25 protein-coding genes and 2 riboswitches are annotated in these 26,062 nt (G+C 36.6%); of the genes, 6 read left to right on the top strand and 19 right to left on the bottom strand.

Annotated features, from left to right (window positions below; translation table 11 throughout):
* Positions 1-15 precede the first annotated feature (15 nt).
* The 4 genes from ACQKN4_RS18905 to ACQKN4_RS18890 all read right to left on the bottom strand — a co-directional run bounded on the left by ACQKN4_RS18905 (position 16) and on the right by ACQKN4_RS18890 (position 4,349).
* On the bottom strand, positions 16-579 hold the full coding sequence (locus tag ACQKN4_RS18905) for a hypothetical protein (RefSeq protein WP_079563011.1): 564 nt from the start codon (positions 577-579) through the stop codon (positions 16-18).
* Positions 580-604: 25 nt separating this feature from the next.
* Positions 605-1,798 carry an NAD(P)/FAD-dependent oxidoreductase gene (locus ACQKN4_RS18900; protein ID WP_079563010.1) on the bottom strand — a complete coding sequence of 398 codons (1,194 nt, stop codon included), beginning with the start codon at positions 1,796-1,798 and terminating at the stop codon, positions 605-607.
* Positions 1,799-2,007: 209 nt separating this feature from the next.
* Positions 2,008-3,651, bottom strand: a complete 1,644-nt coding sequence (locus tag ACQKN4_RS18895; protein WP_079563009.1) for a sensor histidine kinase — start codon at positions 3,649-3,651, stop codon at positions 2,008-2,010.
* On the bottom strand, positions 3,648-4,349 hold the full coding sequence (locus ACQKN4_RS18890) for a response regulator transcription factor (RefSeq protein WP_079563008.1): 702 nt from the start codon (positions 4,347-4,349) through the stop codon (positions 3,648-3,650). Before ACQKN4_RS18890 ends, ACQKN4_RS18895 begins: the two co-directional genes overlap by 4 nt.
* 103 nt (positions 4,350-4,452) lie before the next feature.
* On the opposite strand from ACQKN4_RS18890, the gene ACQKN4_RS18885 reads away from it, so the two are divergent.
* Positions 4,453-5,625: a DUF418 domain-containing protein gene (locus ACQKN4_RS18885; RefSeq protein WP_079563007.1), complete on the top strand. Its 1,173-nt coding sequence runs from the start codon at positions 4,453-4,455 to the stop codon at positions 5,623-5,625.
* A gap of 220 nt (positions 5,626-5,845) precedes the next feature.
* Here the strand turns inward: ACQKN4_RS18885 and ACQKN4_RS18880 are convergent, their stop codons facing one another.
* The 4 genes from ACQKN4_RS18880 to ACQKN4_RS18865 form a co-directional block, all read right to left on the bottom strand.
* Positions 5,846-6,493 carry an amino acid ABC transporter permease gene (locus ACQKN4_RS18880; RefSeq protein WP_427484513.1) on the bottom strand — a complete coding sequence of 216 codons (648 nt, stop codon included), beginning with the start codon at positions 6,491-6,493 and terminating at the stop codon, positions 5,846-5,848.
* Positions 6,494-6,508: 15 nt separating this feature from the next.
* Positions 6,509-7,162, bottom strand: a complete 654-nt coding sequence (locus ACQKN4_RS18875; protein WP_427484543.1) for an amino acid ABC transporter permease — start codon at positions 7,160-7,162, stop codon at positions 6,509-6,511.
* Between the two features lie 236 nt (positions 7,163-7,398).
* Entirely contained in the window at positions 7,399-8,226 is an 828-nt protein-coding gene (locus tag ACQKN4_RS18870; protein WP_427484512.1) for a transporter substrate-binding domain-containing protein, read from the bottom strand.
* A 35-nt stretch (positions 8,227-8,261) separates the two neighbouring features.
* On the bottom strand, positions 8,262-8,990 hold the full coding sequence (locus ACQKN4_RS18865; protein WP_079563004.1) for an amino acid ABC transporter ATP-binding protein: 729 nt from the start codon (positions 8,988-8,990) through the stop codon (positions 8,262-8,264).
* A 559-nt stretch (positions 8,991-9,549) separates the two neighbouring features.
* On the opposite strand from ACQKN4_RS18865, the gene ACQKN4_RS18860 reads away from it, so the two are divergent.
* Both ACQKN4_RS18860 and ACQKN4_RS18855 read left to right on the top strand, forming a co-directional pair.
* The gene (locus ACQKN4_RS18860; protein WP_427484511.1) at positions 9,550-10,104 is read left to right on the top strand and encodes an SLOG family protein; all 555 of its coding nucleotides are present in this window, start codon (positions 9,550-9,552) and stop codon (positions 10,102-10,104) included.
* A 322-nt stretch (positions 10,105-10,426) separates the two neighbouring features.
* The gene (locus ACQKN4_RS18855) at positions 10,427-10,741 is read left to right on the top strand and encodes a hypothetical protein (RefSeq protein WP_079563002.1); all 315 of its coding nucleotides are present in this window, start codon (positions 10,427-10,429) and stop codon (positions 10,739-10,741) included.
* A gap of 184 nt (positions 10,742-10,925) precedes the next feature.
* Here the strand turns inward: ACQKN4_RS18855 and ACQKN4_RS18850 are convergent, their stop codons facing one another.
* The gene (locus ACQKN4_RS18850) at positions 10,926-12,254 is read right to left on the bottom strand and encodes an L-cystine transporter (RefSeq protein WP_276207771.1); all 1,329 of its coding nucleotides are present in this window, start codon (positions 12,252-12,254) and stop codon (positions 10,926-10,928) included.
* A gap of 489 nt (positions 12,255-12,743) precedes the next feature.
* Here ACQKN4_RS18850 and ACQKN4_RS18845 point away from each other — a divergent pair, with 489 nt between their 5' ends.
* Both ACQKN4_RS18845 and ACQKN4_RS18840 read left to right on the top strand, forming a co-directional pair.
* On the top strand, positions 12,744-13,904 hold the full coding sequence (locus ACQKN4_RS18845; protein WP_427484510.1) for a PucR family transcriptional regulator: 1,161 nt from the start codon (positions 12,744-12,746) through the stop codon (positions 13,902-13,904).
* 102 nt (positions 13,905-14,006) lie between these two features.
* On the top strand, positions 14,007-14,888 hold the full coding sequence (locus ACQKN4_RS18840) for a DMT family transporter (RefSeq protein WP_427484542.1): 882 nt from the start codon (positions 14,007-14,009) through the stop codon (positions 14,886-14,888).
* 43 nt (positions 14,889-14,931) lie between these two features.
* On the opposite strand, the gene ACQKN4_RS18835 is transcribed toward ACQKN4_RS18840, so the two are convergent.
* The 3 genes from ACQKN4_RS18835 to ACQKN4_RS18825 form a co-directional block, all read right to left on the bottom strand.
* Positions 14,932-15,501, bottom strand: a complete 570-nt coding sequence (locus ACQKN4_RS18835; RefSeq protein ID WP_079562998.1) for a YitT family protein — start codon at positions 15,499-15,501, stop codon at positions 14,932-14,934.
* Between the two features lie 488 nt (positions 15,502-15,989).
* A complete protein-coding gene (locus tag ACQKN4_RS18830) occupies positions 15,990-16,511 on the bottom strand; it encodes a DUF2179 domain-containing protein (protein WP_079562997.1) in 522 nt (173 codons plus the stop codon).
* Positions 16,512-16,821: 310 nt separating this feature from the next.
* The gene (locus ACQKN4_RS18825; RefSeq protein WP_170939023.1) at positions 16,822-16,980 is read right to left on the bottom strand and encodes a hypothetical protein; all 159 of its coding nucleotides are present in this window, start codon (positions 16,978-16,980) and stop codon (positions 16,822-16,824) included.
* Between the two features lie 325 nt (positions 16,981-17,305).
* Here ACQKN4_RS18825 and ACQKN4_RS18820 point away from each other — a divergent pair, with 325 nt between their 5' ends.
* Positions 17,306-17,689: a hypothetical protein gene (locus ACQKN4_RS18820; RefSeq protein ID WP_427484509.1), complete on the top strand. Its 384-nt coding sequence runs from the start codon at positions 17,306-17,308 to the stop codon at positions 17,687-17,689.
* Between the two features lie 113 nt (positions 17,690-17,802).
* Here the strand turns inward: ACQKN4_RS18820 and ACQKN4_RS18815 are convergent, their stop codons facing one another.
* From ACQKN4_RS18815 to ACQKN4_RS18785, 7 genes are all read right to left on the bottom strand, one after another.
* The gene (locus ACQKN4_RS18815; RefSeq protein WP_079562995.1) at positions 17,803-19,101 is read right to left on the bottom strand and encodes a nucleobase:cation symporter-2 family protein; all 1,299 of its coding nucleotides are present in this window, start codon (positions 19,099-19,101) and stop codon (positions 17,803-17,805) included.
* Complete coding sequence (locus tag ACQKN4_RS18810) at positions 19,101-19,685, bottom strand: xanthine phosphoribosyltransferase (RefSeq protein WP_079562994.1); 585 nt, start codon at positions 19,683-19,685, stop codon at positions 19,101-19,103. Before ACQKN4_RS18810 ends, ACQKN4_RS18815 begins: the two co-directional genes overlap by 1 nt.
* A gap of 236 nt (positions 19,686-19,921) precedes the next feature.
* Positions 19,922-20,023: riboswitch (purine riboswitch) on the bottom strand.
* 173 nt (positions 20,024-20,196) lie between these two features.
* A complete protein-coding gene (locus ACQKN4_RS18805) occupies positions 20,197-22,020 on the bottom strand; it encodes an APC family permease (protein ID WP_427484508.1) in 1,824 nt (607 codons plus the stop codon).
* 180 nt (positions 22,021-22,200) lie between these two features.
* Positions 22,201-22,350: riboswitch (cyclic di-AMP (ydaO/yuaA leader) on the bottom strand.
* A gap of 190 nt (positions 22,351-22,540) precedes the next feature.
* Positions 22,541-23,068 carry a PepSY domain-containing protein gene (locus ACQKN4_RS18800; RefSeq protein WP_427484507.1) on the bottom strand — a complete coding sequence of 176 codons (528 nt, stop codon included), beginning with the start codon at positions 23,066-23,068 and terminating at the stop codon, positions 22,541-22,543.
* A 244-nt stretch (positions 23,069-23,312) separates the two neighbouring features.
* Entirely contained in the window at positions 23,313-23,984 is a 672-nt protein-coding gene (locus tag ACQKN4_RS18795; protein ID WP_427484506.1) for a PepSY domain-containing protein, read from the bottom strand.
* Entirely contained in the window at positions 23,981-25,276 is a 1,296-nt protein-coding gene (locus tag ACQKN4_RS18790; protein WP_079562991.1) for a sensor histidine kinase, read from the bottom strand. Before ACQKN4_RS18790 ends, ACQKN4_RS18795 begins: the two co-directional genes overlap by 4 nt.
* Positions 25,266-25,961 (bottom strand): response regulator transcription factor, encoded by a 696-nt coding sequence (locus tag ACQKN4_RS18785; RefSeq protein ID WP_079562990.1) that lies wholly within the window; start codon positions 25,959-25,961, stop codon positions 25,266-25,268. The genes ACQKN4_RS18790 and ACQKN4_RS18785 overlap by 11 nt, the downstream gene beginning before the upstream one ends.
* Positions 25,962-26,062: the final 101 nt, after the last annotated feature.

The following is a 26,062-nucleotide window of genomic DNA, read 5'->3' as shown; positions in this document are numbered from 1 at the left end:
AAAACTCCCCTTTACTCAGTTTTTTTCTTTTAAAATATCTAGTGCAGATTGAACATAATTAAGTGTTTTTTGAACAGAAGGATCTTTCGTCCATTTAATAATCGAAAAAACATTGATATGTTGAGGCTTCTCTTCTGCTCTTTGCTGTACCATTTTGAAGAACTCCATACTCGTCTTGCCTTTTTCGACGTATGAATCGGTATAGCTCTTTAAGTTATTCATTGTGTATTCTATTGTTTGGTTATCCTGAAGTATCGCTGTACCAAAATCAATGATGTTTTCTAACTGATGAATGATTTGAACAAGCTTTGGCAACTTCTCCATCAGCTGAACAATAGCTGTTATCGTTTCTGAGCCTACATTATAAGTAGAGACAAATTGCTCGTATCTATCTATCGTCTTGTCATCAGTTAGTACCGCTTTTCCAAAATCCACAACATTTTCTGCTGATTCTATCGTTTGTTCTACATTCGGTAATTTCTCCAACAAGCGCTGTAAAGAGTCTCGAACTTCTGGCTTCTCAAGCGTTTCGATTATTTGATATAATTCCTTGCTCATACTTACCGTTGCATTAGCCATGCTTGTCGCCTCCCTTCATTCTTAATTACATAGTGCCTTTCAACATCCCATCCCAGTACATAACAGGTAGTAAATCCTTTTTCATGAAATACATACTAGATCTTTCCACTGCCTGGTTGAAGGGCATAGATTCAACAGGTTCTTTATTGTAATCAAACTCCGCCAATATCAGTTTGTTGTAGCCTGTTACAATTGGGCAAGAAGAGTAGCCATCATACGTTTGCTTCATTGGCTGTTGCCTCATTAAAGCAATAAGATTTTGTGCAACGACAGGAGCTTGCTTGCGTATAGCTGCACCCGTTTTGGATGTTGGCAGATTAGCGTTATCACCTATTCCAAACACATTGCTATACTTTTTATGTTGCAAAGTAAACTTGTCGACATCTACCCACCCACATTCGTCTGCTAATGCACTCGTCCGTATAAATTCAGGTGAACACATATAAGGTGTCACGTGAATCATGTCGTATTTAATTTCTTCTAATGTGCCTGTATCTAAATTTTCAAAAATAGCTATTTTTTCTTCAGCCTTAATTTCAATTAAATTACGACGGAATCGAGCACCAATATTTTTCCGTTCTATTACCTTTTCAAGCGCTTCACGATATTTCAAAACATCGAAAATCGCTGGATTGGCCGAGCCAAAAATAACGTTAATATTGTCACGAACATTGACTCTATTAAAATGGTCTTCTGCTAAGTGCATAATTTTTTGTGGAGCACCGCCACATTTTACTGGTGAGTTTGGATGTGTAAATAACGCTGTTCCTTCTTTAAAATTACGGATCGTTTCCCACGTATAATCCACATGCTTAAAAGAATAATTACTACATACACTTTTAGTCCCCAATGCCTCTTTCAGCCCTTTAATAGCACCCCAGTTAATTTCTATCCCACCAGCAACTACTAAAAAATTATACGTGTATGTTGTACCGTCTAGTGTCATTACCTGGTTTTGACTGGGGTCAAAACTACTAACAGCCTCTTTTAACCAAACAGCTCCCTCAGGGATAACAGAAAGCATCTCACGTTCAGAGTCCCACTTATTTGCCGCACCACCTCCCACCAATGTCCATAGTGGTTGATAATAATGTTTTTCCGCAGGATCTATGATGGCAATCTCCCCTTGAAGTGAATGAGATTGACGAAGTAAGCGTGCCGCTACTGAAATACCAGCAGTTCCTCCTCCAACGATGACTACTTTAAAAGAAGTCTTCATATGTGTATCCTCCTTATCATGCTGTCTTTCGTATACAACTTTTACACCTTAATAATAGTTTTAAGAAGGAGCCGTTCATATAGGGGTAATCCCCTAAAAAATTACACTCCAATGTTCATATCACAAAAAGGGCAGTACAAGGTGAATGTTTCATCACTTGTACTGCCCTAAATAACAGTGTTTCACTTTACTTCTTCAATCAAAAACCACTACTTACATGTAAATTTCAATACAAAAACTGTACCTTCCGCTCCTGATTGGACACTAATGGTACCCCCATGTAAATCAATTAGCTGCTTAGTAATAGCCAACCCTAGACCTGTACCCGTTGTATCGTCTGTAGTATTTGTCCCTCGATAATATCGCTCAAAGAGGTTATCAAGCTCCTCTTGGGGAATTCCCGGACCTTGGTCGGCAATTGTCAGCATAATTTCCTTCCCTATATTTTGCGCTTCTACGTTCACCTTTGTACCGTCAGGCGTATACTTTTTAGCATTGGTTATAAGATTATCCAAAATACGCTTTAATAAAAGCTCGTCCGCTTCTAGCACGACATCACCATAAACCTTTACAGACACTTGCTCATCTGCAAATTGAGGTAACCAGACAGCGAGTGGTATCAGCACTTTTTCAAGCTGGATCGCTCTATTTTTTAATTGGTACGTATATGTTAAGTCTCGTATAAGGGCATCCATGTACGTTGCCTTTTCCTGCATCGTAGTTGCAAAGACGCGCATCTCTTCCTTCGTCCACTCATAGTCCTCAGAAGCAAGCATTGTTGAATAACCATAAATAGAACTTAACGGTGTCTTTAAATCATGCGATAAGCCTGTTATCCATTCCTCACGTAATTGCTCCGCATGTTTAATCTGTCTTTCATTTGAGGAGAGGCGCTTTGATAAATTATTAATCGATTCATCCACTGGCTCAAATAATTTAAATTTCCTTTTTAACTTCCCTGTCTTCAGATGATGGATACTTTTATCTATTACTTTACTGTAGTCGAATTGAGCTAGTAGCTCGATTCGAGATATTACATAAACAAGCGGGCGAACAAATTGACGGGAAATGCTAACCGATAAAAAAATAATTCCTATTAGCAATATAATATGTCCGCCAAAGAAAATGGAGATAAATAAAAGCATCGCTTTATTAAAAGGCTCGTCAAACGGCTTATACGCTGGGTTGGGCATACGTACAACTAGCGTCGATCCATCCTCTAAAAAAGCATTTCGCTTAAGCTCTTTGTATTCAAAAATATCGTAGTTTTCTTCGAGCAATTGAGGCTTATGAAGTTTTTTATAGCGCTCACCAATAACTTCTACACGATCCCACTGCTTATTATAGATTTCAACTGATACCTTCTTATCCTGTAAACGCTGGAGCAGTTCAGAAGGAATCTCTCCTTTATCCTTCCACTCCTGAACTACTTCCTCAAAAAAAGGTTGGACAGGTAAAGCTGGGAGGAATAATAAATGGTATTTTGGAATCTCCCACGTGTGCATTCCCGGCCGTTTAAGAGCCATTATTTCGTTATCTGACATTCCACATAGTTCACAAGTTTCTCCCGTGTAATCAACAATGTCCATCGATCGATTGAACAAATATAATTGCCCTAAGTTCTCCTCGGCTCGCTTCACTAAATAATCAGCAATCTTAATGGAATCCCCTTTTTCTACGACAGCATCATCTTTAATTTCAGAGGAAGACATTATATGAATATCGTCACCGACATGACTATTGATAAAGATTGCGAAAAACACCAAACTTATAATAAACCCTGTAATAATTAGTAAATAAAAAAAGATAAAATAAGACACAAAACGAAGGGTTAATCTTCTAGCTGGCTTCATGAATGAACATCTCCAACAAGCTTATAACCAATCCCCCTCACAGTAATAATGCAAGTTGGTTTACCAGGTTTCTTCTCTATTTTTTCACGGAGTTTTCGAATATGTACCATCACGGTATTATCATCAAACAAACAGTCACCCCATACACGCTCGTAAATTTGCTCCTTCGATAATACTTGCCCCGCATTTTCACATAAGTATTTCAATAGATGAAATAACCTACCGCTAATAATTTCCTTTGTACCATTTACAGTTACCTCTGCTGCATCGACATCGAATGTAAACCGACTACATGAAAATATATGACTTTCTGGCACATCTTTTTTCTTTATATATCTTGTCAGTTGCACCTTAACCCTCGCAACAAGCTCTAGCGGGTTAAATGGCTTCGTAATATAATCGTCTGCGCCATTCATAAAACCACGAAGCTTATCTGCATCACTACCTTTTGCAGTTAAAAAGAATATAGGTGCTTCACTTTGCTCTCGAATCATATTCGCCATATCCAGTCCACTACCATCTGGAAGCATAATGTCTAATAGATAAAAATCAAACACTTGCGTTTCCATTTTCTTTTTTGCTTCTTGAACAGTGTCGCAGAGTGTAATGTTTAAAAAACCTTCTTTTCTTAAAATAATTTCAATCATTTCTGCAATTGCCCGTTCATCCTCTAATACTAAAATTGACACGTCTTGCATGCTATCACCTTCTTTTAAGAATACTTTAAGGTAGCCATCATTTCCCCATAAGCTTTACCAACTACACTATGTATAAGATAACCAATTAAGGAGATAAAACGCAATGACAACTAAACGTGTTACCTTCATAGATACAATGCGTGGGTTTAGCTTATTCGGCATCTTAATGGCAAATTTGTTGATTTTCCAATTTGGCATGTATGGCAAAGATGAACTAAAAGATCTTTCCGCCCTCGATAATGGAGCCCTGTATTTTGTAAAAATCTTTATAGAAGGTTCATTTATGCCGATCTTCACCATTTTATTTGGCTTCTCTCTTATTAAACTTATAGAGTCTATTCGTAGAAAAAAAGATAAGAGTCGATGGTCCATTTTACGCCGCGCAACTGGGTTAATAGCCTTAGGTTTACTACATTCAACCCTTTTATGGGAAGGAGATATTTTGTTCTCCTACGGCTTTATGATATTGTTTTTAATTCCATTTATTAATCGCAAACCAAAAACTTTATTTATTTGGGCTGGCATCTTCTTATTACTTATTACTAGCTTACCATTTGGTTCCACAGAAGAAACTAAAAAAGAACAGAAAGAAATAGCAACCTATGTAGAGAAAGCCGACCATGTATACGCTAATGGAAGTTACTTAGACATTTATGACTTCCGTGCAAATACTCCACTTCCAGGTATGGATGATGCAGGCTTAGTCATTTTCTTATTAGTTTTTATCGCACCAATGGTTACCGCTTCATTGACCCTTTTCGGCATGGGACTCGCTAAAAAGCAAGCTTTTGTGAATATGGACGATGAAAAGAAATGGTATAAGCTTGGCGCACTGCTTGTTCCAATAGGGCTAGCTTGTAAAAGTTTAAGTTTTATAGAAAGCAATTTTTCTGGAATGTTGTTAACAGGTGGATCTGAAATATTAGCAGTTGGCTATGTCTGCCTTGCAGCTTTACTATACAAAACTCGCACTGTACAACGTCTCGCTCCCGCTTTTGAAAGTGTCGGTAAATTATCTTTAACCAATTATCTAATGCAAACCATTATTTGTACAACAGTATTTTATGGATATGGTCTAGGCTTATACGGCAAGTTAGGCGTATTTGGCGGTATTTTATTTGGAATCGTCGTGTATAGCTTGCAATGTGTTTTCAGCCTTGCCTATTTCAAGAAATTTAAACGCGGACCATTCGAAACCGTACTACGTATATGGACGAATTGGTCTTGGAACGGACAGATAAAGACAAAACAGAAAGGAAGTACTTTACATGAATAGCGACTATAAAGAGGACTTTACTGATACATGGTGGTTTTTAGGAATCTGTACTGCTGTTGCTGTAGTTTTAACACTGTTTGCGTTTTAATAGAATGAAATATTTATAAATAAAAATCTCACCCCTAAACTTTGATGGATGTATCAAAGCTTAGGGGTGTTTTATAAGCGTTCTAAATTTCAGCATCAGACTTTTATGATTCACATGGTTATTTTACCGAATTTATATATTTAATTCTAAGCGTCGCGCAACTAAAGAAAGTGCAAAATTCGCAATAAAATAAATAACAGCGACTAAAAGGAAAATCGGAATAATATAATTAATATTTTGCGCATTAATCACCTGAGCATTATGCATCATCTCTGGTAGTGCAATAACAACCGCTAGTGATGTATCTTTTAATAGCGAAATAAATTGACTTACAATCGGTGGTACCATACTTCGTACACCCTGCGGCAAAATAATATGCCATAATGTCTGCGTATAAGATAATCCAGACGAACGCCCAGCCTCCATCTGTCCTTTATGTACAGAGTTTAAGCCACTGCGAATAATTTCCGCTAGCATCGCCGACTCAAAAATCGTTAGAGCCAAAATAGCAGACCAGGTAATACTTAACTTCATGCCTACTTCCGGCAAAGCGAAGTATACAAAGAAAATAATTAATAATAGCGGTAAATTTCTTATGATCTCAACAAAGAAAGCAGAAATTTGCGCCAATACAGGTATCTTAGCATAACGAACAATACCTAAAACTGCCCCGAGAAGAAAGCTAAGAACAATAGATATACCCGCAACTTTAAGCGTTATCCAAAAACCTTTCAACAAGAAAACAATATGATCAGGGCTATATGCTCCAATAAAATCCATCCATCTAACCCCCCACTAATTGCTCTTCGCTAAGCTTTTTTCTAAACGATTGACACCATAGCTTAACGGTAGCGTAATAATTAAATAAAAAAGTGCTATAAAAATATATACATCAAAAGTTACGAAAGTTCTTGAAGAAATTAAATCCCCTTGATACATTAGCTCACCTGCCGCAACAATGGTTAATACCGATGAGTTTTTCACCAAATTCAAAAATTGGTTACCTAATGGTGGAATAACAATTTTTATAGCTTGCGGTAAAATGATATAACGCATCGTTTGGACATATGTTAAACCCGAAGATCGTGCCGCCTCAGTTTGCCCTTTATGGACAGACAAAACACCAGCCCGAATAGCCTCTGCGATAAAAGCAGCTGTATAAATTGTCAACGCAATTGTACCTGCTTGGAATCCACTAAAACGAACACCTAGAACAGGTAATCCCACAAAGATAAAGAATAAAATAATTAACAGCGGGATATTACGGAAAAATTCTACGTACATTGTCCCTATCCAATTCAAAGGTTTAATAGGTGCAATTCGAAATACAGCAATTAATGTCCCTAAAATAAAACTACCGATTAAGGCCAACAAACTTACAATCAAAGTATTTTTAAAACCCTCAAGAAACATCCCGATATTTTCAGTAAGAATAGTAAAATCCAACATTCCATTTTCACTCCAATCCAATACGCTCTGTGTTACATTTTCATTTCGGATGGCGTATCCCAAAAATGCATAACCTTCACCAGAAGCTTTAACTTTATTCAACGGGCGTGTGAACACCCGCTGAATAAAACTAAATAACCAAATTAAAACAAGCAGTCATACACCTATTGAATATCACATTCATAAGGTTATTCATATGACTGCTCGCTTCATTTAATCAAATATTTTATAATAGATTACTTTTTAATCCATTTGTCATGGATTTCATCATATTTACCATTTGACTTTAACTCTGCAAGCGCGTCGTTAACAGCTTTTACAAAATCATCGTTACCTTTTTTCATTGCAATTCCATAAGGCTCTTCTGTGAATTTACCACCAACTAATTCGAAGCTATTATCTTCTGAAGCCATACCATATAAAATGGAGTCATCCGTTGTTAATACATCACCTTGGCCAGCCTTTAATGCTGTAAATGCCTCTGCATAGTTTTCAAACTCTAAAACCTGAGCTTTTGGTGCTTTTTCGCGGATGTTAATTGCTGATGTAGAGCCTTTAACAGCAATTACTTTTGTGCTTGAATCTATATCATCAATACTTTTAATCTTGCTACCCTTTTTCACCAATAGAGATTGACCTGCCTCAAAATAAACATCTGTGAAATCAACTTCTTTACGGCGTTCTTCCGAAATCGTCATTGTTGCAATAATTGCATCAATATCACCGTTATTTAACATTGGTATACGTGTTTTAGATGTTACTTCTTTAAATTCAACTTTTGTCTCATCACCAAGAATGATTTTTGTAATCTCTTTAGCAATATCTACATCAAATCCTTCAATCTCACCAGTACTTGGATTTTTCAAACCAAATAACTTTGTATCGTTTTTAACACCCCATACAATTTTGTCATTCGCTTTAATAGCTTCTAATGCAGATGTCGATTTACCACCTTTAGAATCTTTATCTTTAGTTCCTTTATCATCTCCACCACAAGCTGCTAGGACAAGTACAGAAAGAGCAGCAAATAGCATAAACATTAAAAATTTTCTGTTTTTAAACATTGAAAAAATCCCCCTATTCTTTTCTCTAAAAATTATTAATGATTAAAAATCCTGCTTAAGAATAATTTAGCGCGTTCCTCTTTTGGTTCACTAAAGAATTCAGCTGGATTAGCATCCTCCAAAATTTGGCCCTTATCGATAAAAATCACTCGATCAGCCACTTCGCGAGCAAAACCCATTTCATGTGTCACAACTACCATCGTCATTCCTTCTCGTGCTAGCGCTTTCATAACATCCAATACTTCTCCAATCATTTCTGGATCAAGCGCAGATGTCGGTTCATCAAACAACATAATGCCAGGGCTCATAGCCAAACCACGTGCAATTGCAACACGTTGCTGCTGTCCCCCCGATAATTGTGATGGGAATGCATTCGCTTTATCCGGTATACCTACTTTTTCCAAATAGTATAGCGCTGTTTTCTTCGCTTCTTCTTCCGATTTTCCTAAAACTTTCATAGGAGCTAGCATAATATTTTGTAAAACCGTTTTATGCGGATATAAGTAAAAATGTTGGAATACCATACCAATATTTTTGCGCAAATCATTAATATCTGTTTTTTTACTGTTGATCTCCACTTCATTTACCTCTAATAATCCATCAGAAATAGTTTCTAAACGGTTGATACAACGAAGCAGAGTACTTTTTCCGGAACCAGAGGGGCCAATAATAACAACAACTTCCCCCTTTTCAATTGTTAAATTAATATCTTTTAAGACATGGAAATCTCCATAATGCTTATTAACGTTCTGAAATCGAATCACTCTATCAAACCCCTTACTAAAATGCATATTTTACTTATAGTTACTGTTATAAATCAAAATGAAAATTAACAGAAATTCAACTCTATTTAACTATAACCTTAATTATTGACAAAAGGCAACAATATTTTCAGAAAAATGAATTATTTAAAAATAAAACTACTTTTCAGTCATAAAGCAGAATAAAATATTTTTATCGAGATAATTATTTCTATCCAGAAATAATTATCTCGATAAAAATATACAGAACAACCGTTTCGTAGAACAGATCACAATCTGTTATATAACATTTATAATTTAATTGCATAGTTATAATTATAATGTATATACTTTTTTTAACAACAAAGGGATTTTATTTAGTTTTATTGAAAAATAGATTTATAATTTCACTTATTTTAAAAGGGCAGACACTAAATTATTCCTAGAAAATCGCAATATTAGTTCCCCATTTTGTTATTGTACTAATAGAACATCCTTGTCGATAATATCTCTCACGCCGCCTTTCTACCCACTCTTATTGTATAATTATTTTTAATAAAGCTTAGCTTAGGAGGTTTTCGTATTGATACAGCGAATCGTTATGACTGGCTACAGACCACATGAATTAGGTATTTTTAATGACAAGCACCCTGGCATTGCCATCATAAAAAAAGCACTCGAAAACCGTCTTCGTCTATTGATAGACGAAGGTTTAGAATGGGTCATTATTAGTGGTCAGCAAGGTGTTGAAACATGGGGTGTTGAGGTTGTTCTTACGTTAAAAAAGGAATTTCCACATTTAAAATATGCTATTATCACTCCTTTTTTAGAGCAGGAGAAAAATTGGCAGGACCATAAAAAAGAAAAATATCAAGCATTAGTAGCGCAAGCAGACTTTGTGACGAGTGTTACGAAAAAGCCATACGAGGCGCCATGGCAATTTATCGAAAAAGATAAATTCATTATCCAAAATACAGATGGTCTGCTGCTAATTTACGACGAAGAAAACGAAGGCTCCCCGAAGTATATGAAACGTCTAGCAGAAAAATATATGGAAACACACGATTATTCCCTTTTAATGATTACCGCTTATGATTTACAAGTAGTAGCAGAAGAAATACAGCAACAAAATTGGTAGAAAAGATATTGCTATAATTTTCTGATAATTATATACTAAGACTATATCAGTCATAGACTCACGTATCACCTCATTAGCGTGAGGTTGATTTCCGTTCCGACTAGGCGCTTTGTAGCTGACGCTTCGCTTTCGCACAGTGCAAAGTTTCCTGGGGGCGTCCAGTCTCCACTCCATTCAACTTATAAAAATAGTATTCCTTTTAACAAATATCATCCCAAACTTTAGGTGATGAGCATTTAGAGAAGCAAGTCTTTGCTAAAAAGATTTTACCTCTTTTTTTATTACCCTTCAGTGCTAATTTCTAAAAAGGAGCTGCTAATATTTGAGTAAAAAAATCGAAATGGTTCTTGAGTCGTCGCCGGTGAACGTTTCTCATGATACGTACCGCAGAGAATGCAAATATACACGTGGGATTCATATTGAAGCACAAGAATTTAAAGCAATTTTGGATGCAATGTGCCCCAATTCTCGCTTGTATTTTGATTTCCATAATCCAGGCAAAGAGATTAAAAAGGGAACATATTTAAATGGACACTCTGGGTTAGCACGTAATATTTATAATTACTATAAAACAAATCACAACATTGAACTGACCGAGCTTATTAACGGTAAAGATTTTTATGTAAAAATCATATAAAGAGATGAATAGATTCCCTATCATTAAAGTGGGCTGTTACTTATATAACACCCCTCTTTTTTTTGGATATAAAAAGAGCTACTCTCAATTGAAAGTAGCTCTTTATCCTTCATTCAGCAAAATGTCTTATGTAGCGAAAGCAAAGCGTCAGCTACAAATTTTTTTCTGTAATGAAATTGGCTTTTTATAAATCCGACACTTGAGCACCTAGTTCTTTATCATTGTACATTTCAGTGTCCAATTCTTTTGTAATACGTGCAGTTGTGACACCTGCAGTCATTGAACCACTTACATTAAGAGCTGTACGGCCCATGTCGATTAATGGCTCAACAGAAATTAATATACCCGCAAGTGCAATTGGTAAATCAAGTGCTGATAATACAAGAATGGCTGCGAATGTCGCACCCCCACCGACACCAGCTACACCAAATGAGCTGACTGCTACTACTGCAATTACAGTAATGATAAACATTGGATCAAGTGGATTAATCCCAACCGTCGGTGCAATCATAATCGCTAGCATTGCAGGATAAACACCAGCACAGCCATTTTGGCCAATAGATAAACCAAATGAGCCTGAGAAGTTCGCAATACCTTCTGGTACGCCAAGACGGCCTGTTTGTGTTTTAATGTTCATCGGCAATGCACCTGCACTTGAACGTGAAGTGAAGGCAAACAATAATGTTTCTGCAGATTTTTTTAAATACGTAAATGGATTTAAACCACTTAAAGTAAGAATTAATAAGTGTACTAATAACACGATAAATAACGCTACATACGACGCAATAACAAACTTACCTAGATTGTAGATTGCTCCGAAATCAGATGTTGCAACTGTACGCGCCATAATTGCTAAAATACCATATGGTGTTAAACGTAAGACAATTGTTACAACGCCCATTACTAGTGCATAGATTGCATCTAAGCCTTTTTTAATAGTCGCTGCTGTGTCTTCATCTTTACGTGCTACACGTAAGTAAGCAAAACCTAAAAACGCTGAAAAAATAACAACAGCGATTGTTGATGTAGAACGGGCACCTGTTAGATCTAAGAATGGGTTTGCTGGGAATAGCTCAATAATTTGTGTTGGTAAATCCGGTGCAGTTAATCCAGAAGTTTTCTCCTCTAAATATGCCCCACGCTCTGCCTCTGCAGCACCTTGCATAATATGAGAAGCATCTAAATCAAACACTGTTGCCGAAAAAATACCGACAGCAGCTGAAACAGCAGTTGTACCGATTAAAATGACTAAAATAAGAGCTGCCATTTTCCCGAAGTTTTTACCAACCTTCATTTTCGTAAAGGCTATTAAGATGGAAATAAAAATTAATGGCATTGCAACCATTTGTAGCAATTTAACGTAGCCAGTACCAATAATATTGTACCAACTTGTTGTTTTTGCTAAAACATCAGAATCAATACCATATATTAAATGTAATCCAAGACCAAGTACAATACCTAAGCCTAGCGCAGTAAATACACGATTTGAAAACTTAACGTGCTTTTTATTCATATAAAATAAAATTCCAACGAACACGAGTAACACGGCAACGTTAAGAATAATTTGTAATGTAGACAATGGACAGCCTCCTAAGAAGTTTAATTATAATGTAAATCGAATTATATACCTATAATCCCTATAATTCAAGTATGTTTTATTTAGATTGATAACTTCCTATAATAATTCGGATTATTCCTTTTGATTATTCCCTAAAAACCGAATTTAATAAAAAATGCATTACAGTTTTAAAGAAGTAAATGACGCCTCAGAAATTACAATAGTATATGTACAGTAAAAGTAGCCTATCTAGGTCGCGAATAAATCAAGGTATGAAAAAATGACTGTGGGCAAGCTCAAATCTTTACGAGCTTGCCCACGCCTGTCCCAATTCGTTTAATGAACGATGTAGTTTATTCAGCGATACTAATAGTATTTTACTGACAAGTGCTTCTATAATAAGTAATAGATACTCAATCACACGAAAGGTTGCTTGATATTGTAATGAACGTAGAAAATTTTTTACAACTGCCTATTACAAAACAATTTACAGTCGTTGCCGGTCGTAACGGTTTACATAAACCCGTTCAAAATGTCGAAATTCTAGACTTTGAATTTTCACCCGATATTCAGACGGTGAGAGAAGCGGTTTTCACACCGAATAGTGTTGTGTTAAGCAGTTTATTATTCGCAAAGCACAAGCCAGAGTATTTAATGCATGCCGTGAAAAGCCTTATTGAGCTAGGGGCAAGTGCTTTAGCTTATAAACCCGTCATCTTTGAGGATTTACCAGAGGAAGTGTTAGTCTATGCAGACGAACAAAATTTTCCGATCTTGCGATTTGGCGGAGATGAATTTTTTGAAAAGATTATTTTAGAAACGATGGCCTATGCAAAAACAAAGGACTATTCATTCTTTTTAGAAACGATTGTGCGACGTCTAATGGAGGAAAACGTAACAGATGAACAAATAAAGTCTATTTTACAGCAAATCAATAAGCCCTTCGACAAGTATGTATTTGTTGCTAACATTCAATCGCAAGATCATGAAAATAGCCAATGGATGCACTCTCTTTTTCAATTAGAGCCTCTATTGAAATTTGGGTTGATTTGTACCTATAAAAAGAGTCTCTTTATTGTAATGACCCATTCATCACAGCAATTTCAATTTGAAAAACTTCTCAATGAATGGTTAACGATGTACACCATCTCGACGAATTCATTGACCTTTGGCTATAGTCGTTGTCACATAACACAATCAGAATTCCCTATTGCTGTTCGTGAAGCCTTTTATGCACGTATTATGGCTGAAATTGAATCGGCTTCTATATGTCATTATGAGAACCTCGCTTCCGATTGGTTATTAATTGAATTACATCGTAAGGATGCTACATTTGCTATGGACTATGTAAATAGCTATCTTGGTCCCCTACTTGAGAAAAAGATTGATCCGGATTTAATGAAAACAGCAATCACCTATGTCGTAAAACAAGGAAATATTAAAGAAGTAGCCGTTGCGCATTTCTGCCATCCAAACACAATCCGTTATCGTATGTCTAAAATACGTCAGCTAGTAGCACCTTTAGAAAATGATTATGTTTTTTATGAGCGTATAGCTGCAGCCGTTAAATTGTACTTATTACATAGCAAAGCGAATGTCGAATGACAGCTTTGGAATAAGTACAAAAAAACGCCTGAATTTTTAGAATTAAAATCAAACTATTTTCTTCCATCTCATGCTATTCTATTGAAGTTAGGAGGGAGAATGATGAAACAATACATAGCTGACGGTATGCTATTAGTCACTGCAATCGTTTGGGGTAGCGGATTTGTAATAACGGCTATTGCATTGGAATATTTAACAGCCTATCAAGTAATGGCAGGTAGATTTTTATTAGCCTCAATTATACTGACAGTCTTATTTGGATTTAGATTAAAAAAAGCTTCTAAATCTGTTATCTGGAAAGGTATTTTGTTAGGGACCATTTTGTATATTGCCTTCGCCCTTCAAACAGTAGGGCTCCAATATACAACACCCTCTAAAAATGCATTTTTAACTGCTGTCAATGTCATTATTGTTCCATTAATTGCGTTTGCGGTTTACAAGCGTCGTATAGATGGCTATGAAATTATCGGTTCGATAATAGCTATTGTCGGTATCGGTTTTCTATCTCTACAAGGCTCACTAACAATGAATATCGGAGATGCGCTTTCCTTAGCTTGCGCTGTCGCCTTTGCCTTTGATATTTTTTGTACAAACCTATTTGTCCAAAAAGAAGATGCCATTACTCTTACGATCATTCAATTTCTCACAGCATCATTTTTAGGTGTTTTGGTCGTTGTCGGTCAAGGTGATATCCCAACCAGTCTTGAAAAAGAAGCCATTTATTCGATTATTTATTTAGCCATTTTTTCAACGACTCTTGCCTATCTTTTTCAAAATGTTGCGAATCAATATACGTCTGCTACAAAGGCAGCTATTATCCTATCTACAGAATCCTTCTTCGGCATGGTGCTATCCGTTATATTCTTACATGAGGTATTAACAAGCCGTATGGTTATAGGGGCTGTCATGATTTTACTCGCCATATTAATAGCAGAAGTGAAGCCTGCTCATCCGAAAAAGCGAATGATGAAGAGCTCACGATAACGAATTTCAAAATAGTTTCAGTGCTGCTGAAGCTATTTTTTTATTAAACACGACTAGTCATGATACTTGTAGTAATCCCTACTACTAAAATTGTAATAATGGAAAGCCATAATGTACTAGTAGATAAAAGCAATCCCCCTACGACAATGACCATGGAATCGATTATAAAAATAAGGATTCCGACGTTAATTCCAGTCTTTTCACTTAAAAATTGTGCAATCAAATCTGTACCACCAGTGCTTGTCTGAAATCTGAGCATCAAACCAACACCAAAACCCATAAGTACCCCTCCAAAAATAGCACTATAGAGGGCATCTACTTGAATAAAATTCCGAACAGATTTTAACAAATCAATACTAAGAGAAGATGCGAATAACCCATGTATACTATTGTAAAAATACGCTCTATATTTATACCAAGAAATAATAAAAATCGGGATGCTAATAATGATGATCATTAAACCTATTTTAAGGTTATATAAATAATGTAAAATAAGCGCTATCCCTACGACACCCCCATCTAAAATTTGATAGGGCGTTAAGAATAGATTAATCCCTAATGATATCGCGACACTTCCTATAAGAATGACTAAGCCTTTCGTAAAAAAATACATACAACACCCCTTCGAGACTTGCATGTTTTTATAGTATGAAAAAATTGATTTGAACATGTTATTGTTCACGTCTGTCGGTGTAATCATATTAATATTTTTTATCGAGCTCGGTCGCTAAATTTCTCTATAAATTGGTTCATCACCATAAGTTGTGAGATGACTTTGTTAAAACGTCTACTATGTAAATAAGTTGACCTTCGTGACCAACATCGTGTTGGCCCGACGCCCCCAGGAAGCTTTGCTCTGTGCGAAAGCGTAGCGACAACAACAACAAATGTTTTCTGTAGCGAAAGCGAAGTGGCAGCTACAAATGTTTTCTGTGCGAAAGCGAAGCGGCATCTACAAATGTTTTCTGTGCGAAAGCGAAGCGGCAGCAACAAAGCCCCCAGCCGGAACGGAAATCAACCACACGTTTTGGTGATGATCCTATACATTGTATAAATACCTAAAAATGCCCTTCTGCATATGATCAGAGGGCTAGGAAAAGACTATTTGTTTTTTGCCTTCATTCGTTTCAGTAAAAATCCACCTTTAAATGATTTAGGCTCGTAAGAAATAATAAAAGCATTCGGTTCATAATGCTCCACAATTTGAAACAATTCTGTCTCACGATTTCTCTTTGTTAATATTTCATATTTATAGCGATTACTATCTCTACCCTCCCCAATATAAATCGTCACAGCAAAGCCTTCATTACGGAGAAAATTCACGAGCTCCTCGTTCTTATTTTGCGTATTGATTGTCGCATAGACATAGCCAATCGCCAGTTTCCGCTCAATTTTAGCGCCTAAAAAAATACCTAAACCAAAACCAGCAGCATAAACAACCATCGCTAAAATACTTTGGTCTCCATTAAAGACAAGAGAAAGGCCGAATACATACACTAACATTTCCAGCATACCGAATATGGCCGCAAGGAACGTAATGTTCTTCACTAAAAATATTGTACGTAACGTTAAAAAAGGTACATAAACTAATTGAAGTATTACAATCAAAAATATACTTTGCATTTTGTAAGAGACCTTTCAAAAGTAGTTTTATATCTATAAATGTATGTCGATATATCGAATTACATTCTAGTGAAATGTTTCTATTTTATAGATTCCCTACTAATTAAAAATTAAACATCTAGTCTCATAAAAAAATGCCACCTACTATAGAAGTAGATGACATTTTGTTTTTTTATTGAAATCCTTTATGCTTCCCATTGCATCAGGACTTCTTTATGCTTTGCCCAATCATCTTGAACAAAATGTTGCGGATAATCGCAGTGACGAACCAACAGGACAACTCCGAAAAAGAAGTGCCCCATTTAAATGGCTAGCAATCCGAATTCATCGGTACTTTCTTCTTTATTAGTTCATCTATGTAATACTCTTTTAACCAAACTTCCAATTTCATTTTTTCCTCTGAAGACATATGTGACTCCATGGTTACTTGTAGTTCTTCAATAACTTCTTTAGCAGTTTTTAAATTCATTTATAACCATCCTTTCCATATGGTTCATAATATTCCACTCCCATCTGTATTTCAACAACCAATTTTTACCACTGTTTTTTTGCCCCTGTACTTACTATAAGACACGACTATCTCCTTTCACCTTCTAAACCGCCATAATGGGTAATTATATTTCAAAATCTTCAGACGAATATAACAAATAGCTATGTTTACTTTCAAATTCAAAATGCAGTTTATTTTCTTTACTCAAAAGTAGCGGTTCAAAAGATAGATGATTGACAAATTACATCCATAGTGTAAAATTACACTTATATAAGTGATTGAGATTAAGGGGGAGATGCTTGAAATGTTATTATTCTTATTAAAATGTATATTACCTTTCTTCTTAGTGACATTGTTATATATAACTAATATTATTTTTTTAGCAAAGAAAACGATAGGTCATGTTAAATTGTGGAGAACTTCAATTGTAGTGGTCAATATTATTGCGTTATGTTTAAGTATATTAATCGTTTTACCATCAATTGCAGTAATTACCGCGATGTCTTTAGGCACAGGTTCGACCTTGAATATAACAGAGGATGATTTTAATTTAGAGGCTGCTACGCTTATTCTGTTGACCATTACTAGTTTTATATATCTCTTCGTTACGAATATTGTATTAACTGTTTTAACAGCTAGAAAGCAATTCCATCAAAGGAACTTGCACCAGAAAGAAGTCTTGCTATAGAAACAGCCTTTTTCCACATAAAAAAATGCCACCTCCTTAAATCTACATCAATAGATAAAAGGAGGCGGCAACATTTATTTCATCAAAATATATAAGGAATTTAGATGAATGTATTAAATTTCTCCATGCATCGGGTCTTCCTTATGCTTTGGCCCAATCATGTTGAATAAAATATTAAGAATAATCGCTGTGACAGAACCACAGACGATACCATTAGATGTTAGAAGAGATACACTTTCTGGTAGTGCATCAAAAATCCCAGGAACAACTGATACACCGACACCAAGACTAACTGCAATTGCAGCAATCATGGCGTTTTCCGCTGATTCATTCATAACAGGTACTAGCATGCCCATACCTTGCGTAATAACCATACCGAACATCGCTAGCATTGCCGCACCAAGTACTGGTGTTGGAATAATTGTTGTTAATGCTGCGATTTTTGGTAAGAAACCAAGTGCTACTAGCAAACCACCTGTGATGTAAATGACTTTACGATCTTTGACGCCTGACATACGCGTAAGTCCAACGTTTTGTGAGAATGTTGTATATGGGAAAGCGTTGAAAATACCGCCGATCACAGATGCAAAACCTTCAGAACGATACCCACGTGCTAAATCTTTTGAATCTAATTTTTTCTTACAAATATCACTTAGTGCAAAGTAGACCCCTGTTGATTCTACTAAAGAAACCATTCCTACAAGCGTCATTGTTATAATCGCAGATGCATTAAATGTTGGCATCCCGAAGTAAAATGGCTGAACCATGTGTAATACGGCAGCATCTGAAACTGGGCTAAAATCAACCTTCCCCATAAATACGCCTAGGATTGTCCCCACAACTAATCCAACTAAAATGGAAATTGCACGAATGAAGCCTGTAGAAAAACGATAAACGACTAAAATAATGACCAATGTAATAAACGCTAAAGCTACATTCGAACCCGATGCAAAGTCTTCTGCGCCTTGTCCACCTGCCATATTATTTAATGCTACTGGTAATAAAGAAATACCGATAATCGACACGACCGAGCCTGTAACAACTGGCGGGAAGAACTTTACTAACTTACCAAAAAAGCCTGCAATAATCATAATGATTACACCTGATGCAATAATAGATCCATAAATATCAGTAATACCTTGTTCAGGATTAGTACCAATTGCAATAATCGGACTAACCGCTGTAAATGTACAGCCTAGTACTACCGGCAAACCAATACCGATAAATTTACCTGAATACACTTGTAAAAGCGTTGCGACCCCACACATCATAATGTCAATCGCCACTAAATACGTCATTTGTTTTGAATCAAAGCCAATTGCCCCACCGATAATCAGTGGCACTAAAATGGCACCTGCATACATCGCAAGTAAATGTTGAATAGCTAGCGTCGTCGATTTAACGGTTTTCATTACGCATTAGCCTCCGGAGCGAATGTTACTTTGCCATCCTCAAGAGAATCTACAATGGCTAATGATTCCACGCGGACACCTTGCTGGCGTAATAATTTCCCACCGTCTTGGAAGCCTTTTTCAATAACAATGCCTACGCCCACAACATTTGCACCAGCTTGTGCGGCGATATCAAGCAAACCTTTAACAGCTTCGCCATTCGCTAAGAAATCGTCAACAATTAGAATGTTATCATCTTCATTTAAGAAACTACGTGATACTGAAATATCATTTGTTTCATTTTTTGTGAAAGAATGTACTTTTGAATTATAAAGATTATCTGATAGTGTTAATGATTTACGTTTACGTGCAAACACTACAGGAGCACCGATTTCAAGCCCTAGCATTACAGATGGTGCGATACCTGAAGATTCGATCGTTAATATTTTTGTAATCACTTGATCAGAGAATCGAGTGGCAAACTCATGACCAATTTCTTTCATAAGCATTGGGTCAATTTGGTGGTTTAAAAACGAGTCTACTTTTAATACAGATGAAGATAGAACTTTACCTTCTTGCACAATTTTGTCGTGTAATAACTTCATTTCCTTTATATCCTTCTTTCTTATAGTAATAAATTTTTACGAGCAAATAACCGAAAGCACCGTGCTAATGCAGCGTCAGTAACACGATGCCGTTGTCACAAAGGCGTTATTATAGAAGAAATACTCATTCCAAATAACAAAAAACGCTGAATACTTTGATTCCAGTCATCTACGAGTGGAGCAAAGCATTCAGCGTAAAAACGTCGAAACGAATAGAAAACATCTTATATAAAGTCTTCTAAAGCATTGCTACCCATAGTCGATTTTTTTACGGAAAATCGGTAGAGACTTGCGAGCCATATTCTCGCTATTATATGAGTGAAATATTATTCAATTATACCTTGGCATTTTTTCCAAAAATGGCACTTTATTCGGTATGTGCTTGTATCTTACACTGAATAAAGTCTGTTTTTCGGAATTTACTATTATTTTACTAACTTTCGATTGCAAACGTTCGTGTTTTACAATCAACGTAATGATTATATCAGACAATTTTCGAGCTTGCTAGTCATTATTTTGATAAATGGAAGGGCACAGTCATAATAACGATATTTTTGTGAAATAACAGCGACGTGCGAATTAATAGACTCGACTGATTGTGTAACATATGGTGCCATCCTTTTTTTGGTAAAAACTGTGGGATGATCACTGTTACTTGATGGCCTGTTTTCGTACATTGATGTTCAACTTTATCAATAAATTTCATTAACGGCTGTGTAATACTTCGATATGGTGAATAGTATGTGACAAGCCGTACATTTGGCTGCCAAGCTTTCCACTTCTCTTCAAACGCTTTTGCATCCGCTTGATCGAAGGCTACATAAAAGGCAATAACTTTATCAACATTTAATGACTGCACGTAATGCAATGTGTTTTCGACTACTTTCGTAATACCAGCGACAGGTACAATGAAGACATTCCCCTCTACATTCGGTAATTCCTCATGATCTAATCTTAGTTGTTCACCAACTGTTTGGTAATGCTGCTTAATCCGGTGAAACGTCCAAATAATAATTGGTAAAAAGATAAACACTGGCCATACTTGAGGTAATTTTGTCACAAAAAACATCATCGCTACAACGAAGGAAATGACCGCTCCAATCGTATTGATTGAAAATTTAGCCACCCAACCTTTTGGCTTTTCACGCCACCATTTTCGCATCATTCCAGCCTGCGCTAAAGTAAACGGAATAAATACACCAACTGCATAAAGTGGAATCAAATGTTCTGTTGTTCCATCAAATAAAATGATTAAAACAATGGCCGCTAAACCAAGCATTATGATGCCATTTGAATAACCAAGTCGATCTCCGCGAATCTGGAATATTCTTGGAATAAAACCGTCCTTCGATAAATTGACAGCTAATAATGGAAACGCTGAATAACCCGTATTCGCAGCAAGTACTAATATCATTGCCGTTGTTCCTTGCACTATATAATAAAAAATATGACGACCTACACTTGCCTCAGCGATTTGCGAAACAACCGTTTCTTTCGCGTTGGGAGCAACTCCATAAAAATAAGCTAAGCTCACTATACCTATAAATAAAACTGCTAAAATACCACCCATAGCTAATAATGTTTTAGACGCATTTTTCGGCGCTGGGTCTCTAAAATTAGGAATAGCATTTGAGATTGCTTCAACGCCAGTCAAAGCTGAACTTCCGGATGCAAATGCCTTTAATAGTATAAATAGACTGATACCTGCAACTGGTGTACCGACCTTTGGATGCAACTCTGCTGGAACTTGCCCTGTCATTACGTTAAAAATCCCTACTCCGATTAACACCAGCATCACTACTACAAACAAATAAACGGGATACGCTAAAATGGATGCAGATTCTGTGACACCACGTAGGTTTAAAAGCGTTAAACAGATAACAAAAAACACAGCGATTATCACATTATAGGGATGCAAACTTGGAAAAGCCGAAGTAATGGCATCCGTTCCAGCCGATACACTTACCGCAACTGTTAAAATATAATCGACAAGTAATGACCCACCAGCGACTAGACCAGCATTAACACCTAAATTTTCCCGAGAAACTACATAAGCTCCCCCACCATGTGGATACGCGAAAATAACTTGACGATACGAGAAAATAAGTGCAGTCAGTAACACAACTACCCCAGCAGCAATCGGTAGAGAGTACCAAAAGGCAACAGTACTTACTGCCATAAGTACGATTAAAATTTGCTCAGGTCCATACGCAACTGATGACAACGCATCGGACGATAGTATGGCAAGTGCTTTTGTTTTACTAAGCTTTTGTTCCCCTAACGCTTCAGATTTCAATGGTTTACCGATAATATAACGCTTTAATGAGGATTTCATATTCTGCACCTTCTAGTTTCATAGAATGTGTTTCTCATTTCTAAATCGATTACACTTTAGCATAATCGGTTTTGTGCCGTTCACTGGGGCCTTGTTTCATTTTTAGAATGAAGACAAAAAAAGCCTACAAGTCATCACTAAATAAGACTTGTAGACGCTCATTCGTCTGCCAAGCTCCACTTTTCTGCTCTTAACGCTTACGAGGTTAGCTGTCGGATTCGGACCTGAGTAGCCCTACCCTTCAAAATGAAGAGATTCACCCCAAGGATTACTTATGTAATCCGTAAAAATTGGTTCCCCCGCGTCTAATTGCTTCAGCGATTTAGAAATTTGAAACTTTTATAATGATGTCATATTACGCCTGTAATTAAAAAAAGTAAAGAAGAAAATATTTCATTGTCAGGTGGTAAAAACATAGACATATCGATAGTTTGATTACCTACATTGTGCCGCTCCTAATACCAATAAAATAAAAGCTATCTTAAAAGTATTTCTATACTTTTAAGATAGCTTTAGCATATTAGTCTTCTTTATCTTGTTCGAAGCTTACAATTTCTCCTGTAGATGCATCAACATTAACTTCGTATTCATACTGACCATTTTTAATTTCAATTTCATAAATACCATCATCAAGCTTAGTTTTAGTCACTGTGCCATTTGCTTTCGTTAATGCTTTTTCAATAGCCTGCTCTTTTGTGATTTTAGTTGTTAGAGTAGCAGCGGTCACATGAACATCCAGATCATCGTCATCTCGACGTTCCTTCTTTTGCTTTAACAGCTTCCCTGTATAGGCATCAAATTTCAAGTCGTATTCTTCTGTATCTGTATGAACTTCTACCTCATAGACAGAACGATAACGATTCTGGTCTAGCTCAATATCAGCTACCGTTCCATTGACAACCGCTAGCGCCTTTTTCTCAATTTCCTGCATCGTTACGATCTTCTTCTCTTGAGCATTACCTGTTAATAATGTTGTTGAGCCAATAACAGCGCCAACACCAAGTGCACCGACTAACGCTGGGATTAAAATCACTTTTTTCATGTTCATATGTCCATCTCTCCTTTGTTTTATCTCGCACACAACTGGCAGTAAGATCCAGTAAGTGTCCGATTTGTTCAGAGCAACAGATGTTGGTTACACAAGTTGCACCATGGTGTAATAGCTTGTGTTACCCCTTATCCTTCGAAGATGAAGAAAGCCCTCTGAACGAAGTTTCGCTTTAACTATTTTTAGCTTATCAAGCAAAGATGAAAGGACGATAAGAGAAACATTAGAATTTCATGAGAAGGCTTTAATGATCTTCATCCCAAGTAACGGACATAACTTTTCCTGAAACTGCATGTATTTGAAAAACAGCTTCGTCATCTTTCGTTTCAATTTCGACTAAATAGTAGCCACCATCCGCTGTTTCCTCATAATCAACTGAATCCACTTCTCCATTTAGCTGTTGGAGGGCAATCTTTATTGCTTGCTGTTCAGAAATAATTTTTTCCACTTCAGGTCGTTCAATTGGTTGAACATTTTTTTCAGATAACACCTCACCTGTAAAAGCATCGAGGGCCAACTCTTTTTGCCTATCCTCTTTTTCAACCCTGACAGTGTAAACATGATCTGTTAACTTAACACTTTCTACACGCCCATATTCTTTTTTAACAAATTGACGTATTTGCGATTCTGTTAACAATAATTTACTTTCTGCCTCCATCAGTTTTAACGCTTTAATTTGTTGAGTAGTAGGATCTAGTATCGCTGTGTAAGTGGCTCTATCTCGCGTAAATATCATTTCATAGTCATTTCCTTGCTTTTTAGCCTTTGTTACATGACCGTTGTAGATTGTTTCAATATGGTCTATGGCCTCTGCTTTACTTAAAGGCTCAGCATAAAAAAAGCGATTTTGAGCATACCATAGTGTTACACTACAAAGAATGATGATGGCAACAATTATCAATAGCCATTTTTTCATTGTTGCCCCTCCTTTGGTACTCCTAATGTAAAGCTTGAGCCCTCACCAAGCGTACTTTTAACATCGATCGTAATGTCCAATTGCCCTGCAAGCTCATGGGCAATAGCCAACCCTAAGCCCGACCCTCCAGTTTTACGATTACGGTCCTCATTCACACGATAAAAACGTTCAAATAAATGGGGAATATGCTCTTTTGGAATCCCCGCTCCAAAATCTTGAATCGTAATAAGAACATGATTGGTAGTTTCTTTAGCATGTAGGAGGACTTCATCCTCACTATATTTACGGGCATTATCAAGTAAAATGAACAGCAATTGCCTCAACATTTTTTCGTCACTATAAATAGTATTTGGCATTTTATCCTCTACAATGAATGAGCGATGATAGGCCTGTTGCATTTGTAAAGCAATCTTCTTTAAAAAGGGTTCAAGCTCTATCTGCATGCAATGTACTTCAAAATGCTCGTTATTTTTGGCTAGCTCAAGTAATTGCAACACCATTTCATGCATGCGCGCTGATTCATTCACAATAGCTTGTAGTGATTCCTGTGCTACCTCTTTATTTTCAAAGCCTCTACGTACTAGCAATTTTGCATAGCTTTCAATTACAGTAATGGGCGTTTTTAATTCATGGGAAGCATTCGATACAAATTGCTGTTGCTTTTGATAATGCTGCTCAAGCTTCTCCATCATCATGTTAAAAGTACGATGAATGTTTGTTAACTCGTCCCCACCCTGATCGGGTATTTCAATTTTTTCATACTTACCCGTCGTAGCACTTTTAAGCATCGTTTCATTTAAACGATCGAGTGGCAATAAAATAAGGCGACCGAGCGCTAAACTCGCTAAAAATATAGGTATTGTCGCAACGATTGATACGACCACCAATATCGCTTTTAGCAAACCTAATGTGCTCGCCACCTCTTCCATTGACTGTTGTAATTTTATTTGGACAACGGTTCCGTCCATCCAAATAGCCGGCATCGTAAAGGTAATGTACGGAACATCAGGCATCTCTAGCGTAGCCTGAACTTTCATTTTTAAGTTCTGTCCATCATCAATATAGACTGCGCCATCTGTTGGCATATAAGCTCTTAAAACTTGCTGTAAGTCGGTTTGCTCGTTTATCTGACTTAATGTCGAGCTTAGTTCATTTGCTCGTGCTTGGAGCTGTTTATATTCGGTATTATAAGCAAACTTCTCATACAAAAAGTAAATACCACTATTTGTAGCTACTAATAAAACGAGCATTAATAATGTTGTTAGCAGATGAATTTTTGTTTTAAGTCTCATGTTTGTGCTCCTTTAGCACATACCCTACACCACGCACCGTTTGGATAATTGGTGTATCGTTAGCAGCTTCAAGCTTTTGTCGTACATAGCGAATATAAACATCCACAACATTCGTATCACCGTAATAGTCATAACCCCATACAGCCTCTAAAATTTGCTCCCTAGCCAATACTTGCTTTGGATGCTTTAGTAAATATAAAAGCAAATCATATTCACGGGGTGTCAATTGAAGTTCTTTTCCATAATAAATTACCTCGCGTGTCTGTTCATTCATGGACAATTGCCCGAATGTTGGCTGGGCGTGTTGTAGATTTCCTTTTTGAGAGAATCTTAAAGCAGTCCGAATGCGAGCAAGTAATTCTTCAATATCAAACGGCTTCGTTATATAATCATTTGCTCCAAGATCCAGACCCTTTACCTTATCTTCCACTTCACTCTTTGCAGTTAGCATAATTACAGGCGTCTGCGATTCTGTTGCACGAATCCGTTTTAGTACATCGATCCCGCTCATCTCGGGTAGCATCACATCCAATAAGATTAAATCCCATTGCTGCTCTCGATATTTAAGCAAACCATCTGTCCCTGTATGTGCCATATCAGCTTTATAGCCCTCAAATTGAAGCTCTAACTGTAGAACTCTTGCGATATTCTCTTCATCCTCTATTATTAAAATTCGATTGGTCATGTCGAATCAGTCCTCATCATTTTCTTTTCATCGTAAACGATACTAAGGGTGGAAGTCTAATTAGAAAATGATGAGAAGAACAATAAATTAAGCTCGACCAC

Origin of the sequence: Lysinibacillus sp. NPDC093692 (assembly GCF_050280125.1) — a bacterium.
In the GTDB taxonomy this organism is placed as follows: domain Bacteria; phylum Bacillota; class Bacilli; order Bacillales_A; family Planococcaceae; genus Lysinibacillus.
The sequence above is the reverse complement of the archived record's forward strand: the minus strand, read 5'-3'. Positions and strand labels throughout refer to the sequence as shown.

What these genes read in the sequence shown, in the direction of transcription:
- ACQKN4_RS18905 (WP_079563011.1), bottom strand. Translation starts at nt 579, where the DNA reads ATGGCTAATGCAACGGTAAGTATGAGCAAGGAATTATATCAAATAATC.
- ACQKN4_RS18900 (WP_079563010.1), bottom strand. Translation starts at nt 1,798, where the DNA reads ATGAAGACTTCTTTTAAAGTAGTCATCGTTGGAGGAGGAACTGCTGGT.
- ACQKN4_RS18895 (WP_079563009.1), bottom strand. Translation starts at nt 3,651, where the DNA reads ATGAAGCCAGCTAGAAGATTAACCCTTCGTTTTGTGTCTTATTTTATC.
- ACQKN4_RS18890 (WP_079563008.1), bottom strand. Translation starts at nt 4,349, where the DNA reads ATGCAAGACGTGTCAATTTTAGTATTAGAGGATGAACGGGCAATTGCA.
- ACQKN4_RS18885 (WP_079563007.1), top strand. Translation starts at nt 4,453, where the DNA reads ATGACAACTAAACGTGTTACCTTCATAGATACAATGCGTGGGTTTAGC.
- ACQKN4_RS18880 (WP_427484513.1), bottom strand. Translation starts at nt 6,493, where the DNA reads ATGGATTTTATTGGAGCATATAGCCCTGATCATATTGTTTTCTTGTTG.
- ACQKN4_RS18875 (WP_427484543.1), bottom strand. Translation starts at nt 7,162, where the DNA reads ATGTTGGATTTTACTATTCTTACTGAAAATATCGGGATGTTTCTTGAG.
- ACQKN4_RS18870 (WP_427484512.1), bottom strand. Translation starts at nt 8,226, where the DNA reads ATGTTTAAAAACAGAAAATTTTTAATGTTTATGCTATTTGCTGCTCTT.
- ACQKN4_RS18850 (WP_276207771.1), bottom strand. Translation starts at nt 12,254, where the DNA reads ATGAATAAAAAGCACGTTAAGTTTTCAAATCGTGTATTTACTGCGCTA.
- ACQKN4_RS18845 (WP_427484510.1), top strand. Translation starts at nt 12,744, where the DNA reads ATGAACGTAGAAAATTTTTTACAACTGCCTATTACAAAACAATTTACA.
- ACQKN4_RS18840 (WP_427484542.1), top strand. Translation starts at nt 14,007, where the DNA reads ATGAAACAATACATAGCTGACGGTATGCTATTAGTCACTGCAATCGTT.
- ACQKN4_RS18835 (WP_079562998.1), bottom strand. Translation starts at nt 15,501, where the DNA reads ATGTATTTTTTTACGAAAGGCTTAGTCATTCTTATAGGAAGTGTCGCG.
- ACQKN4_RS18830 (WP_079562997.1), bottom strand. Translation starts at nt 16,511, where the DNA reads ATGCAAAGTATATTTTTGATTGTAATACTTCAATTAGTTTATGTACCT.
- ACQKN4_RS18825 (WP_170939023.1), bottom strand. Translation starts at nt 16,980, where the DNA reads ATGAATTTAAAAACTGCTAAAGAAGTTATTGAAGAACTACAAGTAACC.
- ACQKN4_RS18820 (WP_427484509.1), top strand. Translation starts at nt 17,306, where the DNA reads ATGTTATTATTCTTATTAAAATGTATATTACCTTTCTTCTTAGTGACA.
- ACQKN4_RS18815 (WP_079562995.1), bottom strand. Translation starts at nt 19,101, where the DNA reads ATGAAAACCGTTAAATCGACGACGCTAGCTATTCAACATTTACTTGCG.
- ACQKN4_RS18810 (WP_079562994.1), bottom strand. Translation starts at nt 19,685, where the DNA reads ATGAAGTTATTACACGACAAAATTGTGCAAGAAGGTAAAGTTCTATCT.
- ACQKN4_RS18805 (WP_427484508.1), bottom strand. Translation starts at nt 22,020, where the DNA reads ATGAAATCCTCATTAAAGCGTTATATTATCGGTAAACCATTGAAATCT.
- ACQKN4_RS18800 (WP_427484507.1), bottom strand. Translation starts at nt 23,068, where the DNA reads ATGAACATGAAAAAAGTGATTTTAATCCCAGCGTTAGTCGGTGCACTT.
- ACQKN4_RS18795 (WP_427484506.1), bottom strand. Translation starts at nt 23,984, where the DNA reads ATGAAAAAATGGCTATTGATAATTGTTGCCATCATCATTCTTTGTAGT.
- ACQKN4_RS18790 (WP_079562991.1), bottom strand. Translation starts at nt 25,276, where the DNA reads ATGAGACTTAAAACAAAAATTCATCTGCTAACAACATTATTAATGCTC.
- ACQKN4_RS18785 (WP_079562990.1), bottom strand. Translation starts at nt 25,961, where the DNA reads ATGACCAATCGAATTTTAATAATAGAGGATGAAGAGAATATCGCAAGA.